Origin of the sequence: Kribbella sp. DT2 (genome assembly GCF_049844575.1) — a bacterium.
Classification (GTDB): Bacteria; Actinomycetota; Actinomycetes; order Propionibacteriales; family Kribbellaceae; genus Kribbella.
In genome coordinates, this window is the sequence record NZ_JBNCLH010000004.1 from 179519 (window position 1) to 194112 (window position 14594).

The window sequence follows — 14594 nt, forward strand, 5'->3', positions numbered from 1 at the left end:
CGTCACTGAGCCTTCAGCTTGTCCAGCTCGGTCTTCGCCGTCGTCTTCTGGGCGTCGGTCAGGGGCACGAACTTGGCCGCCTCGACGATCTCCTGGTTCTTCTCCAGGTAGAACTCGACGAAGGACAGCACCTGCTTCTTGGCCAGGCCCTTGTCGGAGGGGTAGATGAACAGCGGACGCGCCAGCGGCGTGTAGCTGCCGTCCTGCGCGGTTGCGACCGAGGGCTCGACGCATCCCTTGCCGCCGTCGATCTTGACCGCCTTCAGTTTGTCCGCGTTCTCCTCGAAGTAGGAGAAGCCGAAGTACCCGAGCGCGCCCTTGGCACCGGAGACACCCTGGACGGTGACGTTGTCGTCCTCGGTCGGGTTGTAGTCGGTGCGGCTCTTGCCTTCCTCACCGTTGATCTCACCGGTGAAGTAGTCGAAGGTGCCGGAGTCCGACCCCGCGCCGTACAACGGGAGCGCGTCGTTCGGGAACTTCGGGTCGACCTGGTTCCAGGTCTTCACCTTCGACCCCGGCTCCCAGATCTTCTTCAGCTGGGCCACGGTGAGGCAGTCGACCCAGTCGTTGTCCTTGTTGACGACGACGGTCAGCGCGTCGTTGGCGACCTGGATCTCGGAGAACTTCACGCCGTTCTTGTCGCACAGCGCCTTCTCCTCGTCCTTGATCGGGCGGGACGCGTTCGAGATGTCGGTCTCGCCGGCGCAGAACTTCTTGAAGCCGCCGCCGGTACCGGAGGTGCCGACCGCGACGTCGACGCCCTTTTGCTCTTCCTTGAAGAGTTCGCCCGCGGCCGCGGTCAGCGGCTCGACCGTGCTGGAGCCATCGACGACCACCTGGCCCGACAGCGCTTCCCCGCCGTCTCCGCCGCTGCCGGCCGGAGTCTCGTTGTTGTTCCCACCGCACGCCGACAGGGCGAGCAGGGCCGCCGCCGTGACGGCGACGTATCGCAAGTGCTTGACCGGGCGGATGACCACCGGGCACCCCTCCTGAGTTAGGTCCCGTGTCCGGGACACCGCGAGCTGCCACGCAGTACGCGCAACAACTAGATCGAAGAAGTTCGATGTAAACGGCAGGTGAACGGGCGGTGATCTCCGGACTCTATATAGACGAATCTCGATGTATGGTCACTCTGACGGTGACCGATCGACCTCGATGAGTGGCCGTTCACCTGATGGCCACGGACTGGCCACCGACGACTACATAGATGAACGGCTATCCAGTTGTTAGCGTCACCGCGACTACTTCGAATCTCAGGAGGGGACGCATGACGCTCGCAGACGAGCCACGCCGGCTGCTGCCGCTGGCCGACGGCCACGCAGGCCGCAGCTCGATGACCTGTCTCTACCGGTGCGGGAACGCGTGCGCGCACCCGGCGCCGAACTCGTCCGGCAACGAGTACTTCGCCGACGGCGTCAAGGCGGAGGTCTCGCGGCGAGGCATCTTCAAGGCGGGCGCCGTCGGCGCGCTCGTGATCGGCGCCGGCGCCGCCGGCGCCGTACCTGCGGCCGCAGCGCCGACCGGCAGCTCGGCCGCGTCGGCGGGAGGTGGTCAATCGGGTGCCGGACTCACGTTCAAGGCGATTCCGCCGAACACCCTCGACACCGTGATCGTGCCCAACGGGTACGACGAGAAGGTCCTGATCCGCTGGGGCGACCCGATCCTGCCGGGCGCTCCGGCCTTCGACATCGACAAGCAGAGCCCGACGGCCCAGGCAGGTCAGTTCGGGTACAACAACGACTTCCTGGTCATCGTGCCCCTCGACCGTCGCTTCACTCAGGGGCTACTGGTGGTGAACCACGAGTACACCAACGAGGAACTGATGTTCCGCGGCTACGCCGGCGGCGCGACGGCCACCGTGCAGCAGATGCGGATCGCCCTCGCCGCGCACGGCATGAGCGTGGTCGAGGTCGAACGGGTCGAGCGCACCGGCGAGTGGCGCGTGGTCAGCCAAGGACGGCGCCGCTACAACCGGCGACTGACCGCCTCGACGCCGATGAAGTTCACCGGCCCGGCAGCCGGATCGCCGCTGCTGCGGACCACCGCCGATCCTCGCGGCGTACGAGTGCTCGGATCGCTGAACAACTGCTCCGGTGGGCTGACGCCGTGGGGCACGGTCCTGTCCGGCGAGGAGAACTTCAACCAGTACTTCGTCGGCGCCGACGGTGCACCGGCGGACGCCAAGCCCGCACTCGCGCGGTACGGCATCGACGTCAGCAAGCGCTACCCGTCCGGCAGCCGCTACTGGGACAAGGCCGACAGCCGCTTCGACGTGACGAAGAACCCGCACGAGCCCAACCGGTTCGGCTGGATCATGGAGGTCGACCCGTACGACCCGAATTCGACTCCTCGCAAGCACACCGCTCTCGGCCGTTTCAAGCACGAGGGTGCTGCTGTCGTGGTGGCGAAGACCGGCTACGTCGTCGCGTACATGGGTGACGACGAGCGCTTCGACTACATCTACAAGTTCGTCTCCGACCGCAAGCTCCGCACCGGAGACTCCAAGGCCGATCGCGAGAGCAACAGCCGTCTGCTGGAGTCGGGCAGCCTGTACGTCGCGAAGCTCGGCTTCACCAGCGCCGCCGAGATCGACGGCTCGGGCAAGCTGCCCAGCGACGGCGCGTTCAACGGCACCGGGTCATGGATCGCGCTCACCCGCGGCGGCAAGTCACTCGTGCCCGGCATGGCGATCGACGAGGTGCTGGTGCACACCCGGCTCGCGGCGGACAAGGTCGGCGCGACCAAGATGGACCGGCCCGAGGACATCGAGGTCAGCAAGCTGACCGGCAAGGTGTACGTCGCCCTGACGAACAACAGCAACCGCGGCGCCGCTGGTCAGGCGGTCGCGGACGAAGCCAACCCGCGCAATAGCAACAAGCACGGGCAGGTCTTCGAGCTCGTCGAAGCCGGCGGCAACCACGCGAGCGAGACGTTCACCTGGTCGCTACCGATCGTCTGCGGCGACCCCGCCGACCCGGCGACATACTTCGCGGGCTACGACAAGACGAAGGTCTCGCCGATCTCGACTTCGATGCCCACGGCAACTTGTGGATCTCCACCGACGGCAACGCGCTGGTCGACCACGCCGGCACCAACTTCCACGACGGCCTGTTCGCCGTGGCGGTCGAAGGGCCGGACCGGGGGAAGGCGAAGCAGTTCCTGTCGGTTCCCCGCGGCGCGGAGCAGGCATCTGCGTACGTCGTACCGGACAACAAGTCGGTCGTGGTGTCGATCCAGCACCCCGGTGAGATCACCGGCGCCTCGGTCGACAACCCGGCCAGCACCTGGCCCGACGGCCACTTCGCGCGGCCCGCGGTGATCGTCACCTGGCGGCCTGACGGCAGCGAGATCGGCGCCTGAACGCAGCCGGCCGCCCCGGTTCGCTGGGGCGGCTGGCTTCTTCATGTCTTCCAGGTGAACATACTCGCGACCGATAGGTTCTCTGCGGTGGCAGCGATCTACACTGATCGGGTGAGTACACGTCGAGGCGCCGCGCGGGTCACCGCGCCGAGCGGTACTCACCAGGTCACCGGCGTCGCGATCGGACGCGACGAGGCCGAGCGGCTGGCCGTCGTACTGAAGGCCCTGTCAGACCCGACCCGCCTGCAACTCCTGGCAATGATCGAAGCGAGCCCGGACGGCGAAGCGTGCGTGAACGACCTGACCGAGCCGCTCGAACTCAGTCAGCCGACAATCAGCCACCACCTCAAGATCCTTGTGACCGCCGGAATCCTGGCGCGCGACAAGCGGGGTCTGTGGTCCTGGTACTCGATCGTGCCGGATCAGCTGCAGACGCTTCGCGCACTGCTCCCTGGGCCTACCTTTCTGCGCTAGCGAGCGCCCGGGCGACGTAACGGGCGTCGCGTGACACTCCACGCAGCGTGTTCGACGAGAACGAGCGCTGGAACTCGAGCCCGAGGTACGCCAGGCCCGGGTGCGTGAGCGACAGACCGCGTTTATGCCTTGGCATGCCGGTGTCGTCGAGTGCGCCGAGACCCTCCAGGTACGGGAGGTTCGGCCGATAGCCGGTGGCCAGGACCACAGCGTCGACGTGTTCATGGCTGCCGTCTGCCCACACCACCTGGTCGCCGTCGAACCGCGCGAACATCGGGCGCTGGTCGAGCCGACCCGACTTGAGCGCGGCACCGTAGATGCCCGTATCGAAGACCGGCGTCCCGCTGATGAGCTTGCTCAGGACTGATGGGGGCAGGAGGTCCAGGCGCAGAGCGTGCAGCCAGTAGTGCATGTCGCGGCCACCGCGGATCTGCGGCACGAACTGCACCGGTCGCCGTACGGCCAGGGTCACCTTGGCCAACGCGGCCAGCTCGTAGCCGACCTGGATCGCGGAGTTGCCCGCGCCGACCACCACGACCCGCTGACCGGCGTACTGCTGAGGATCGCGGTACTGCGCCACATGGAGAATCTGGCCGGTGAAGTCGCCGGGGATCTGCGGCACGTACGGCCGGCTGAATGACCCGCTGGCGCAGATGACACCGGCCGCCTGGAGTTCCTCGCCGCCGGCTGTCCGTACGACGAAGCCGCGGCCGGAGGTCTCTACCGCCTCCGCGCGAGTGTTGAGGTGGACCTCGGCGTCGAGTCCCGCGGCGAGCTTGTCGAGGTAGGAGACAACCTCGTCCCGCGTGGGGTAGCGGTCCTGCTCGCCAGGGAACGGCGCACCGGGGAAGCCGCTGTACCGAGCTGGGGAGAAGAGCGTCAGGCTGTCGTAGTAGTCCGGCCAGGATCCAACGGTCCGATCGCCGGCCTCCAGCAGCACCGGACGCATTCCAGCATCGCGGACAGCGAACGCCCCGGCGAGCCCGGACTGCCCTCCGCCAATGATCACCACAGGGTCAGATGGAGAAGTCATGAACCAAACGTATCCTAATATCCCGATATGACGAAACGTCGATATTGGCTACGCTGGACATCATGGCGAAGAAGGCTGACAGCGTGACCTGCGCTCCCGCAGAACCGGCGGAGCTCCAGTCCGCCACTCACGACTTCCTGAAGGCCCTGTCCAACCCGACCCGCCAGCGCATCATGCTCCTCTTCGCCCGCGGCGCCGAACTGTCCGTCAACGAGGTCGCCGAGCAAGCCGCCATCGGCCAGTCCACCGCCTCTCAACAGCTCGACCTCCTGCGCCGCGGAGGCATTGTCACCTCCCGCCGCGAGGGCAAGGCAGTCCTCTACCGAGCCGACAAGGCCGGCGCCGCCGCAGCCCTGTCCGACCTCCAGGCATACCTCCAGAACTGCTGCTGACCTCCACCGCAACTTCAGTCGATGATCGGCCCCGGCGTCCGGATCGAAGAGATGATCAGCAACGTCGAGACGCGCCTAGTCGAAGCCAGAGGCCGCGCGTAGCTCAGGGCAGACGAGCATGGCGGCGCCGCAGCCCTCGCCGACTACAGACCTGCGTGCAGAACTGCCGCTGAACCAACAGGGTGAGATCGGGGTTGCATCCGGTACTGGGGTACAGGTTTACCGTCGAGGTATGTGCACCTCAGACACCAGCACTTCCTCGACCGGGCTCGACTGGGTTCCGGCTTCCTGTACCCTGCCGACCGTCGAGCAGCCGATCCGGGTCGCCGAGTTCGACAACCTGTTCCGCACCTCCGTTCGCGGCGCCGAGCGTCTCGGCCCCACCACGCTGCGGCTCGACGTCGCCGCGGACGCCGAGGCCCATGCGCGCGATCTGGCCGGTCGGGAGAGCAGCTGCTGCTCGTTCTTCGGCTTCGACTTCGGTCCCGCCGGCGACGTGGTGGAAATGACGGTGACCGTCCCGGCCACGCACGTCGCGGTGCTGGACGCGTTCGCCACCCGCGCCACAGCGGCGTCCGGGCACGGCGCACCGGCAGCGGGCTGACATGACCACTGTCGACGGAGGCCTGCGGTCGGGCCAGGTCGCTGACGCGGCCGGGGTGAACCTGCAAACCTTGCGCTACTACGAACGCCGAGGGCTCCTGGCCGAACCTGATCGCAGCCCCGGCGGTCATCGCCTCTACCCGCCGGAAGCGGTGACCGTGCTGCGGGTGATCAAGGCCGCGCAGCGGCTCGGGTTCACCCTGGAAGAGATCTCCGACCTGCTCGAGGCCGGCCGTCACCACCACGGCCACAAACCCGACGAAGGGCTGCAAGCGCGGGCCCGGGACAAGCTCGTCGACGTCGAGGCCAAGATCGCTGACCTGACCGTGATCGCCGCGTCACTTCGGACCGCGCTCGACGCCGGCTGCGATGACCTGATCGCCTGCGCGCACAGCCCCAGCTGCCCGCTGCCCTTCGCCGACCTGGCCGCCGAGGCTCCCACCGGCACCCACCTGAAACTTGCCGACGAACCGGAGCCGCGCCGTGACTGCTGCTGACCCCACTCAAGCACCGAAGACCCGCCGGCCATGGCAGGCGGCCGGTGCCGCGGCAGCAGTGGTCGGCGCCTGCGCGGTGTGCTGTGCCGGACCGGTCCTGGCCGTGCTCGGCGGCTTGTCGATCGCTTCACTGGCCGGTGCGTTGTGGATGCCGGCGCTGGCAGTCATCGCTGTCGCAGCGCTGGTGGTGATGGCGCTGGTGCTGCGCAGACGACGCAACACCACCTGCTCGGCCCCGGCCGGGCCGATCGACCTCGGCATGCCTCCGACGCCGTCGCGGGCCGGGGCAAGCGGCGCGGAGGACAAGCCGGTGGATACGTTCTGACCCATGACGATCGCCAAATCCATCGCGCTGTTCGTTGTGGCCGCCATCGCCGAGATCGGCGGCGCCTGGCTGATCTGGCAAGGCTGGCGCGAACACCGTGGCCTGTGGTGGATCGCCGGAGGAATCCTTGCCCTCGGCGCCTACGGCTTCGTCGCGACCTTCCAGCCCGACCCCAACTTCGGCCGCATCCTCGCCGCCTACGGCGGCATCTTCGTCGCCGGCTCCCTCGCCTGGGGAATGCTCGTCGACGGATTCCGCCCCGACCGATGGGACGTCCTCGGCGCAGCGGTCTGCCTGATCGGCGTCGCCGTCATCATGTACGCCCCACGGAACCCAGCATGACCAGCCGAGCCGAGCTCGCGGCAAACAAGGCCGTCGTGCAGCGCCTGGTCGACGACGTTCTCAACGGCGGCGACCTCGACCTCATCGACGACCTGTACACCCCCGACCAGGCGCCGGCCGCTCGTGAGTGGATCGCGCCGTTCCGGTCGTCGTTCCCTGACGTCCACATGGACACGATCGAACTCATCGCCGAAGGCGACATCGTCATCGGCCGCTTCACGTGCACCGCCACCCACACCGGCACCTGGCTCGGCCACCCACCCACCGGCCGCCGCTTCGTGGCCGTCGACGAAGTCAACCGCTACAGACTCCGCGCCGGCCAGATCGCCGAAACCTGGAGTCTCGAGGACAACCTCGACCGCCTCACCCAGCTCGGACTGGGCCCCACCTCAACTCCTGCGGACTGAAATCCCAGCTGCCGCAGACTTCACTCGTTCAGTGCAGCTGGCTGTCCCAGCCCGACCCTCGCGCGAGCGCAACCGGGGCCGAGTAGGTCGAGAACAGCGACCCTTGACTCTGTAGTCGGGTCCAGGGTTGACGATGGTGGGTATGCGAACCAGTGAGCTGGCCGGCCAGGCCGGGGTGAACACCGAGACGCTGCGCTACTACGAACGCCGTGGACTGCTCTCGCAGCCACCGCGCACGCCGGGCGGCTACCGCGACTACCCACCCAGCACGGTCGAGCTGCTGCGGTTCATCAAACGCGCCCAGGAGCTCGGCTTCACCCTTGACGAGGTCGCGGAACTGCTGCACCTCGACAACGGTGGCCCGGACGCCTGCGACGCCGCAAGGGCCCTGGCCGAGGACCGCCGAGCCGATCTGGAGGCCCGGATCCGCGACCTGCAACGGATCCACGACTCGCTGGCCGAACTGGTCGCGACCTGCGACCTTCCCCGCGCCGACCGCAGCTGCGCGCTGCTGGAAGCCATCGACCACCACTCGGAGGCGACCCGATGAACCTCGAAATCCTGCACGTCCCCGACTGCCCGAACCTGGCGCCGATGCTGCAACGCCTCGCCGAAGTCACCGACCTGCCGGTCACCACCCGGCTGATCGAGACCGACGCCGACGCCGCCCGGTACGGCATGGCCGGCTCACCGACCCTGCTGATCGACGGCACCGACCCCTTCGCTGCCGACAACGGCGGCTGCGGGTGCGGGGTGTCATGCCGGCTCTACCGCGACGAGACCGGCCGGATCGTGCCCGCCCCATCGATCGACCAACTGCGCGCAGCGATCACAACCGCCGACTCCCGCACCGCGCCGGGGGAGGTTCTGAGCGCCTGGCGGACTCGCGCCGTCCCGCTGGACCCTGTCGAGAAGGCCGTGCACCAGGCGATCCTGCGGGCCTTCGTAGCCGCTGGCGTTGCGCCCAGCGGCCCGGACCTGGACGAGGTGGTGGCCGGCAGCGGCCGGATCACGGCCGACGTGCTGAGCGCGCTGCACGACGCCGACGCGATCCGGCTCAACGCCGACGGGCAGGTCGCGGTCGCCTACCCGTTCTCGGCCGACCCGACCCGGCACCGTGTCCACATCGCCGACCCTGACGGCGGCGGGGTCGACGTGTACGCGATGTGCGCGATCGACGCTCTCGGCATCGCACCCATGCTCGGCCGAGACACCCGGATCGAGTCCGTCGACGTCACCACCGGGCAACCCATCACCGTGACCACCAGGAACGGGCGAACCACCTGGCGGCCGGAGCAGGCGGTCGTGTTCATCGGCGCCGACGCCGGCGGTGGCCCGTCAGCCGACTGCTGCTGCGACTACCTCAACCTCTTCCCCGACTACGCCGCGGCGAAGGCCTGGACCGCCAACCACCCCAGCGTCGCCGGACAGATCCTCAACCAGGCCGACGCCGAAGACCTCGCCACCCGCCTGTTCCAGCCACTGCTCGCATCCTGACCCGGTCAGGGCAGATGCCGGTCGAGCCGGCGCAACAACCGCCCCACGACCGGCAACTCGTGCCAACGCCGTGCGATCACCCAGCCACGCACACCTCGCACCACAGCCCGCGCACACGCGCCCCGCGACGGCCGCAGCTCGTCCTCGCGCTCGGCCGCGCGGCGCTGCAAATACTTCGCGCACCCCACACAGACCCCGACCTCCGGGTGAGCCCCCAGCCGCACCAAGTCACGATCCTCGAACTCGCCCCGCAGCACCAACACACCGGCGCCGACGGCTGGAACGTCTCTTCCGCAACGGTCATACCGCCATCATCCGCGCATCCACCTCAATGCGACACCGAACGCCGACCCCTGGCCGGACTACCACCGGTCGCTAGCACTTCACTATTACACCGACTCGTGTAATAGTGGATTTATGAGTGATCAAGTGGTGTCGACGGATCGGCGGCCGGCTTTGGCCGATCGCCCGTTGATCGGGTCGATGGACGCGTCGCGGCTGGAGGGCCTGTTCAAGGTGCTGGCCAACGACACCCGGCTGCGGCTGCTGCACGCGTTGGTGCGCGATGGAGAGGTGTCGGTGAACCAGCTGGCCGAGGCGGTGGAGCTGAAGCCGCAGGCGGTGTCCAACCAGCTGCAGCGCCTGGTCGACAAGGGCATCTTGGCGTCCCGCCGCGACGGCAACCGGATCTGGTACCGCATCGACGACCAGTGCGTGGTGGGCCTGATCGATCTGGCGTGGTGCCTGACCGACTCCAACGCCTAACCAGCCCCAGCCCAAGCACCAGGGATCACCCGCTCTTCAACCACACCAGCGACATCGGAGGGTTCCGTCATGCCTGTTCCAGAAATTCAGCGCGCCCAGGTGGCCGATTTGATCGCCGGCGGCGACGCCGTCGTGGTTGAGGCGCTGCCCGAAGAGGTCTACGCGCAGGGGCATCTGCCCGGGGCGGTGAACATCCGGCCCCGGCGCGTTGTCGAGCTGGCCAAGACGCTGCTGCCCGACCTGGACCGCCGCGTCATCGTGTACTGCGGCAGTGCGGACTGCGACGCGTCTCTGCGGGTCGCCCAGCGGTTGACCGAGCTCGGTTACCGCGACGTTCACCGCTACACCGGCGGAAAACAAGACTGGCTCGATGCCGGCCTGCCGATCGAGACGGCCGATCACCGATCGCTCGACCAATGCAGCTGATCACCAGCGCACCCGCCCTGGACGCAGGATCGATCGGCGAGGTCGACGCGGCTGTGGCGGCGGCCTCGTTCAGGGCGCTGGGTGATCCGGTGCGGCTACGGCTCTTGTCGACGATCGCGTCCTGCGGAACCGACCCGTTGTGCGTGTGCGAACTGGCCGGCGGATTCAGCGTCACCGGACCCACGATCAGCCACCACCTGAAGGTCCTTCGCCAGCGCGGACTGATTCACAGCGACCGGCACGGCAACCGGATCAACTACCGCGCCGACCTGCCGGCACTGAACCGCCTCGGCTCACTCCTCACGACAGACGAACGGCACGAGAGCGGACCATCGTGATCGAGTCCGTGCTGCACCTACTCGGACGGGTCGTCGGCGACGTGTGGACGACCTTCGGCAACGTGTGGCCGTTCCTGGCCGCGAGCATCGTGATCGCCTCGGTCCTGGTGGTCTACGTCGGCACCGGCCGGCTGGCGACCTGGCTACGCAAAAGCACCTCGATCGCCGTTGTCGGCGCCGTCGCGCTGGCGACACTCACACCGTTTTGCTCGTGTGGCACCACCGCGGTCGTGCTCGGCGCGATGGCCTCGCACGTTCCGTGGGCACCGGTGGTCGCGTTCATGGTGTCCTCGCCGCTGACCAGCCCCGAAGAGCTCGTGCTGTCGACGGCTCTTTTCGGAGCGTCGTTCGCGCTGACCTTCTTCGGTGCCGCGATCGTTCTCGGCATCGTCGCCGGCGTCATCACCTTCCTCGTCGAGCGCACCGGCTGGCTGGCCGGCCAAGCGCGGATGAGCAGCACGCGCAGAGACACTGCCTGCGCCAGCAACTGCGAGACCCCGGCACCGAAGGCTGACCCCGAGGCGTCCGAGGCCCCGTCGGGTCTGGATGCACCGGTGGCGACGCTCGCGAATCCAGTACGCCGTACGCCCGCGGTCGCCCGCTACAAGCTCGACCTGCTGGCACGGGAAGTTCTCGTCACGGGCCGGCGCCTCGCCTTGTTCTTCTTCGGTTTCGCGACCTTGGGCTATCTCCTGCTCGAAGCCGTCCCCACCCGATGGCTCACCGACTACCTCGGCGGAGACTCCATCCTTGCGGTGCCCTTGGCGGCGCTGATCGGCATCCCGGTCTATCTCAACACCGACGGATCGCTCCCGCTGGTGGCGACCCTGATGGACGGCGGCATGGGCGCCGGCCCGGCGCTGGCGTTCCTGATCACCGGTGCCGGCACCAGCGTCGGCGCGATCAGCGGCATGCTGCTCATTGCTCGCCGCCGCGTCGTCGCCCTGGTCGTCGGACTCCTGTACCTCGGTGCCGTCACGCTCGGCTGGCTTGCTCCCCTGTGGCTGTGAAGCGGCCACGATTTCCCCTGCAGGTCAGCCGGCGGTGGCGCGGCGGTAACGCAGTACTGCAACGGGAATCGCGACAAGGAGCAGCCCGATGATCCATGCGAGCGCCTGCCACACGCGCTCGGCCGTCGGGCCGCCAAGCACCAGGGCGCGCAATGCGTCGACCGTCACGGTGACCGGGTTGACCTCCGCGAACGCCTGCAGCCAGCCCGGCATCGTGGCAACCGGGACGAACGTGGAACTGGTGAACACCAACACGATCACCGGCATCAGCCCAGCCAACCCGGCCGTCTCCGCGTCGTGAACGAGCAAGCCCACCAGTGCGTTGATCCACGACAAGACAACCCCGATCAACATCGCCAAACCGATCGCGCCCGCTGCCGCCAAGGCACCGGCGTGGAACCGGAAACCGATCGCGTAACCGACACCGGTCATCAGCAGCAATACGAACAGGTTCCGCACCGCGTCGGCCACGGTCCGCCCGGCCAGCACCGCGGACCGGGTCATCGGCAGCGCACGGAACCGGTCAATCATGCCGGTGGCCAGATCATCCGCGATCGCCACCCCGGTCTGGGAAGCACCGAACGCGATCGCCAGCACGAAGATCCCCGGCAACAGGAAATCGACGTAGTGCTCGATCCCTGGCGGACGGATCGCCCCACCGAACACGTAGGTGAACAGCAACACGAACAGCACCGGCTGCACCGTGGCGAACACGATCAACGTCGGCACCCGCACCAGCCGCCGCAAGTTCCGGCCCGTGATCACCAAGACATCGCCCGCCAGCCACCGCACACCCCGCGGCCTGGCATCGTCTGGCGCAGCTGCATGATCGACCGATCGCGAGACAGACACCGCTCGCCCGGGAGTCATCACCGACTCCCGGTCTCGGCGAGGTCCGGTCCAGCAGTGGCCGACTGACCGGTCAAGGCCAGGAAGACATCGTCCAGCGACGGCCGGCGCAGCGCCACATCGGTCACCCGCAACCCGGCCGCCGACAACCGAGCCATCGCATCACCGAGCAGGCCCGGACCGTCGACCACCGCCATCACGACCGTGCCATCACCCGAGTCGACGACCGGCGGGCCGGAGCCGAGGTCCCTGACGGCCGTTGCCATCATGGCCGGGTCGACGCCCGGCGCCGCCCGCAGCTCGAGCCGGTCGCCACCGACCTGCGACTTCAACTCGTCCGAGGTTCCCTTGGCGATCACCCGGCCCGCGTCCATGACCACGATGCCGTCGGCCAGATGGTCAGCCTCCTCCAGGTACTGCGTGGTGAGCAGCACCGTCGTGCCCTGCGCGGTCAACGCCGCGATCGTGTGCCACAACCCACTACGGCCCCGCGGATCGAGGCCAGTGGTCGGCTCGTCCAGGAACAACACCGACGGCCTGGCCACCAAACTTGCCGCGACATCCAGCCGTCGGCGCATCCCGCCCGAATAGCCACGAAGGACCCGGTCCGCCGCCGCGCCCAGATCGAACTCGTCCAGCAATTCACCGGCCCGCTGGCGCGCGGCGCCGCGGTTGAGTCCCGACAGCCGCCCGATCATCTGCAGGTTCTCCCGGCCCGTCAGATACGGATCCACCGCCGCGTACTGGCCCGCCAACCCGATCCGGCGCCGCACCGCGGCGGCCCGCCTGACGACATCCAGACCCGCGACCCTCGCAGTACCGGCATCCGGGCGCAGCAACGTCGCGAGAACGCGCACCACAGTCGTCTTACCTGCCCCGTTCGGTCCCAGCAGCCCCAGGACCGATCCCGCCGGCACCTGCAGATCGACACCGGACAGCGCGTCGACAGCTCCGAACCGCTTCACCAATCCCTCGGCCACGATCGCCGGCTCACTCATGCCGCCACCGCCTATAGCTAGGTTTACTACCTATCCGCCTGTTGTAGGATTACTACCTATGAGGGCGGATGCGCAAGCCCTGAAGGGCCACCTTGATGTCCTACTGCTCGCCACTTTGACCAACGGGCCTCAGCACGGCTACGCGATCAAGGAAGCGCTACGCGACGGCAGCGGCGGCCGATTCGACCTGCCCACCGGCACCGTCTACCCGGCACTGCACCGCCTCGAACGAGCCGGACTGATCGCCGGGTCCTGGTCCGTCGTCGACGGGCGCCGACGCCGCAGCTACCAACTCACCGACGACGGCCACAAGAAACTGGCCGGAGACCGCGCCAACTGGCGCGAGTTCGCAACCGCAGTTACGTCACTGCTGGAGCCAGGCCCATGGCCGACCACGACCTGATCCACAACTACCTCGACGAACTCGGTCGACTCCTCCCAGCCACAGCCGTAGAGGAACTCGCCGACGGCCTGGACGAGACCTTCCAGCACCATCTGCGCCGCGGCCTGTCACCGGCTGACGCCGCCCAGTCAGCCATCAACGACTTCGGCGGGCCAACCGAAGTCACCACCGCATTCGCCCGCCAGTCTCCCGGCCGGCGTACCGCGGTCGCACTGCTGATCACCGCGCCGATATTCGCCGTTTTGTGGGCAACCACCCTCACCACCGCACAAGCGTGGACCTGGCAGATCCCACCCGGCGCGGCAGCCTTCTACGGCGCCGTACTCCTCGCCGTGGCCGCCACCCTGCTGACTGTTGCTAAGAGCAACACTCCCGGAACAGGCCGGCTCGCAGCACCCGCATCCATCGTTTTGATACTGCTCGACCTCGGTATGCTCGCCGTCATCGCAACCACGGCCACGGCCGTTACTTGGCCGATGGCCTTTGCTGTGCCGGCAAGCCTCGCCCGGACCGCACTGACCGCACGCAACCTGCCACGCCTCCTGGCGTAAGTGCCGTCGGCGCCGGACTGCCTCAGGAGCGAACGAGGCCAGCGATCACCTCGACCTTCTTCGGCGCATCGAACGCGTGCCAACTGATCTCTTCGTCACCTGCGAGTCCCAGGTGCTCGGGGCTCCGCCACAGCACCCGGGCGCCCCGAGCGGCACCGAGCGGCACCGAGGGCAGATCATCCTCAGATTCCCGCTCGGGTACGCGACCGACGAGTTGCTCCAGCTCAGCATCCAGAGCGCGCAGTGGACAGCTCCACCGGCGCCTCGATACCGAAACCGACCCAGATCTGGTTCGGGGCATGCGTTACCCGACCCAGCACTACG

At 67.9% G+C, this 14594-nt stretch carries 20 protein-coding genes and 1 pseudogene; 17 read left to right on the plus strand and 4 right to left on the minus strand.

Annotated features, from left to right (window positions below; genetic code table 11):
* Positions 1-2: 2 nt before the first annotated feature.
* Positions 3-977, minus strand: a complete 975-nt coding sequence (locus ACLQ2O_RS18775) for a PstS family phosphate ABC transporter substrate-binding protein (protein ID WP_425833003.1) — start codon at positions 975-977, stop codon at positions 3-5.
* Positions 978-1333: 356 nt separating this feature from the next.
* On the opposite strand from ACLQ2O_RS18775, the pseudogene ACLQ2O_RS18780 reads away from it, so the two are divergent.
* The 3 genes and pseudogenes from ACLQ2O_RS18780 to ACLQ2O_RS18790 form a co-directional block, all read left to right on the plus strand.
* Positions 1334-2932 (plus strand): annotated as a pseudogene (locus ACLQ2O_RS18780) (PhoX family protein); the annotation flags it as partial.
* 113 nt (positions 2933-3045) lie between these two features.
* Positions 3046-3360 (plus strand): alkaline phosphatase PhoX, encoded by a 315-nt coding sequence (locus ACLQ2O_RS18785; protein ID WP_425833005.1) that lies wholly within the window; start codon positions 3046-3048, stop codon positions 3358-3360.
* A 111-nt stretch (positions 3361-3471) separates the two neighbouring features.
* Entirely contained in the window at positions 3472-3834 is a 363-nt protein-coding gene (locus tag ACLQ2O_RS18790) for an ArsR/SmtB family transcription factor (protein WP_425833007.1), read from the plus strand.
* On the opposite strand, the gene ACLQ2O_RS18795 is transcribed toward ACLQ2O_RS18790, so the two are convergent.
* Complete coding sequence (locus ACLQ2O_RS18795) at positions 3818-4867, minus strand: flavin-containing monooxygenase (protein ID WP_425833009.1); 1050 nt, start codon at positions 4865-4867, stop codon at positions 3818-3820. The genes ACLQ2O_RS18790 and ACLQ2O_RS18795 overlap by 17 nt on opposite strands.
* 62 nt (positions 4868-4929) lie before the next feature.
* On the opposite strand from ACLQ2O_RS18795, the gene ACLQ2O_RS18800 reads away from it, so the two are divergent.
* From ACLQ2O_RS18800 to ACLQ2O_RS18855, 12 genes are all read left to right on the plus strand, one after another.
* A complete protein-coding gene (locus ACLQ2O_RS18800; RefSeq protein ID WP_425833011.1) occupies positions 4930-5259 on the plus strand; it encodes an ArsR/SmtB family transcription factor in 330 nt (109 codons plus the stop codon).
* Positions 5260-5491: 232 nt separating this feature from the next.
* Positions 5492-5863 (plus strand): hypothetical protein, encoded by a 372-nt coding sequence (locus ACLQ2O_RS18805; RefSeq protein WP_425833013.1) that lies wholly within the window; start codon positions 5492-5494, stop codon positions 5861-5863.
* Between the two features lies 1 nt (position 5864).
* Complete coding sequence (locus tag ACLQ2O_RS18810) at positions 5865-6359, plus strand: MerR family transcriptional regulator (RefSeq protein ID WP_425833015.1); 495 nt, start codon at positions 5865-5867, stop codon at positions 6357-6359.
* Entirely contained in the window at positions 6346-6684 is a 339-nt protein-coding gene (locus tag ACLQ2O_RS18815) for a hypothetical protein (RefSeq protein ID WP_425833017.1), read from the plus strand. Before ACLQ2O_RS18810 ends, ACLQ2O_RS18815 begins: the two co-directional genes overlap by 14 nt.
* A 3-nt stretch (positions 6685-6687) precedes the next feature.
* Positions 6688-7026 (plus strand): YnfA family protein, encoded by a 339-nt coding sequence (locus ACLQ2O_RS18820; RefSeq protein WP_425833019.1) that lies wholly within the window; start codon positions 6688-6690, stop codon positions 7024-7026.
* Positions 7023-7433, plus strand: coding sequence for an ester cyclase (locus ACLQ2O_RS18825; RefSeq protein WP_425833021.1), 411 nt, complete (start codon positions 7023-7025; stop codon positions 7431-7433). The genes ACLQ2O_RS18820 and ACLQ2O_RS18825 overlap by 4 nt, the downstream gene beginning before the upstream one ends.
* Positions 7434-7575: 142 nt before the next feature.
* Entirely contained in the window at positions 7576-7983 is a 408-nt protein-coding gene (locus ACLQ2O_RS18830; protein ID WP_425833023.1) for a MerR family transcriptional regulator, read from the plus strand.
* Complete coding sequence (locus ACLQ2O_RS18835) at positions 7980-8930, plus strand: alkylmercury lyase family protein (RefSeq protein ID WP_425833025.1); 951 nt, start codon at positions 7980-7982, stop codon at positions 8928-8930. The genes ACLQ2O_RS18830 and ACLQ2O_RS18835 overlap by 4 nt, the downstream gene beginning before the upstream one ends.
* Positions 8931-9347: 417 nt before the next feature.
* Entirely contained in the window at positions 9348-9695 is a 348-nt protein-coding gene (locus ACLQ2O_RS18840; protein ID WP_425833027.1) for an ArsR/SmtB family transcription factor, read from the plus strand.
* A 69-nt stretch (positions 9696-9764) separates the two neighbouring features.
* Positions 9765-10121 carry a rhodanese-like domain-containing protein gene (locus ACLQ2O_RS18845; RefSeq protein WP_425833029.1) on the plus strand — a complete coding sequence of 119 codons (357 nt, stop codon included), beginning with the start codon at positions 9765-9767 and terminating at the stop codon, positions 10119-10121.
* Positions 10112-10459 carry an ArsR/SmtB family transcription factor gene (locus ACLQ2O_RS18850; protein WP_425833031.1) on the plus strand — a complete coding sequence of 116 codons (348 nt, stop codon included), beginning with the start codon at positions 10112-10114 and terminating at the stop codon, positions 10457-10459. The genes ACLQ2O_RS18845 and ACLQ2O_RS18850 overlap by 10 nt, the downstream gene beginning before the upstream one ends.
* Positions 10456-11469: a permease gene (locus ACLQ2O_RS18855; protein WP_425833033.1), complete on the plus strand. Its 1014-nt coding sequence runs from the start codon at positions 10456-10458 to the stop codon at positions 11467-11469. Before ACLQ2O_RS18850 ends, ACLQ2O_RS18855 begins: the two co-directional genes overlap by 4 nt.
* A gap of 24 nt (positions 11470-11493) precedes the next feature.
* Here the strand turns inward: ACLQ2O_RS18855 and ACLQ2O_RS18860 are convergent, their stop codons facing one another.
* Entirely contained in the window at positions 11494-12261 is a 768-nt protein-coding gene (locus ACLQ2O_RS18860) for an ABC transporter permease (RefSeq protein WP_425833035.1), read from the minus strand.
* A gap of 77 nt (positions 12262-12338) precedes the next feature.
* On the minus strand, positions 12339-13316 hold the full coding sequence (locus tag ACLQ2O_RS18865) for an ATP-binding cassette domain-containing protein (protein ID WP_425833037.1): 978 nt from the start codon (positions 13314-13316) through the stop codon (positions 12339-12341).
* A gap of 58 nt (positions 13317-13374) precedes the next feature.
* Between ACLQ2O_RS18865 and ACLQ2O_RS18870 the strand changes: the two genes are divergently transcribed.
* Both ACLQ2O_RS18870 and ACLQ2O_RS18875 read left to right on the plus strand, forming a co-directional pair.
* Positions 13375-13719, plus strand: a complete 345-nt coding sequence (locus ACLQ2O_RS18870) for a PadR family transcriptional regulator (RefSeq protein ID WP_425833039.1) — start codon at positions 13375-13377, stop codon at positions 13717-13719.
* On the plus strand, positions 13701-14270 hold the full coding sequence (locus ACLQ2O_RS18875) for a permease prefix domain 1-containing protein (protein ID WP_425833041.1): 570 nt from the start codon (positions 13701-13703) through the stop codon (positions 14268-14270). Before ACLQ2O_RS18870 ends, ACLQ2O_RS18875 begins: the two co-directional genes overlap by 19 nt.
* Positions 14271-14594: the final 324 nt, after the last annotated feature.

Coding starts and splice junctions, on each gene's coding strand:
- ACLQ2O_RS18850 (WP_425833031.1), top strand. CDS start 10,112: ATGCAGCTGATCACCAGCGCACCCGCCCTGGACGCAGGATCGATCGGC.
- ACLQ2O_RS18835 (WP_425833025.1), top strand. CDS start 7,980: ATGAACCTCGAAATCCTGCACGTCCCCGACTGCCCGAACCTGGCGCCG.
- ACLQ2O_RS18800 (WP_425833011.1), top strand. CDS start 4,930: ATGGCGAAGAAGGCTGACAGCGTGACCTGCGCTCCCGCAGAACCGGCG.
- ACLQ2O_RS18870 (WP_425833039.1), top strand. CDS start 13,375: ATGAGGGCGGATGCGCAAGCCCTGAAGGGCCACCTTGATGTCCTACTG.
- ACLQ2O_RS18795 (WP_425833009.1), bottom strand. CDS start 4,867: ATGACTTCTCCATCTGACCCTGTGGTGATCATTGGCGGAGGGCAGTCC.
- ACLQ2O_RS18820 (WP_425833019.1), top strand. CDS start 6,688: ATGACGATCGCCAAATCCATCGCGCTGTTCGTTGTGGCCGCCATCGCC.
- ACLQ2O_RS18830 (WP_425833023.1), top strand. CDS start 7,576: ATGCGAACCAGTGAGCTGGCCGGCCAGGCCGGGGTGAACACCGAGACG.
- ACLQ2O_RS18825 (WP_425833021.1), top strand. CDS start 7,023: ATGACCAGCCGAGCCGAGCTCGCGGCAAACAAGGCCGTCGTGCAGCGC.
- ACLQ2O_RS18845 (WP_425833029.1), top strand. CDS start 9,765: ATGCCTGTTCCAGAAATTCAGCGCGCCCAGGTGGCCGATTTGATCGCC.
- ACLQ2O_RS18865 (WP_425833037.1), bottom strand. CDS start 13,316: ATGAGTGAGCCGGCGATCGTGGCCGAGGGATTGGTGAAGCGGTTCGGA.
- ACLQ2O_RS18810 (WP_425833015.1), top strand. CDS start 5,865: ATGACCACTGTCGACGGAGGCCTGCGGTCGGGCCAGGTCGCTGACGCG.
- ACLQ2O_RS18805 (WP_425833013.1), top strand. CDS start 5,492: ATGTGCACCTCAGACACCAGCACTTCCTCGACCGGGCTCGACTGGGTT.
- ACLQ2O_RS18840 (WP_425833027.1), top strand. CDS start 9,348: ATGAGTGATCAAGTGGTGTCGACGGATCGGCGGCCGGCTTTGGCCGAT.
- ACLQ2O_RS18875 (WP_425833041.1), top strand. CDS start 13,701: ATGGCCGACCACGACCTGATCCACAACTACCTCGACGAACTCGGTCGA.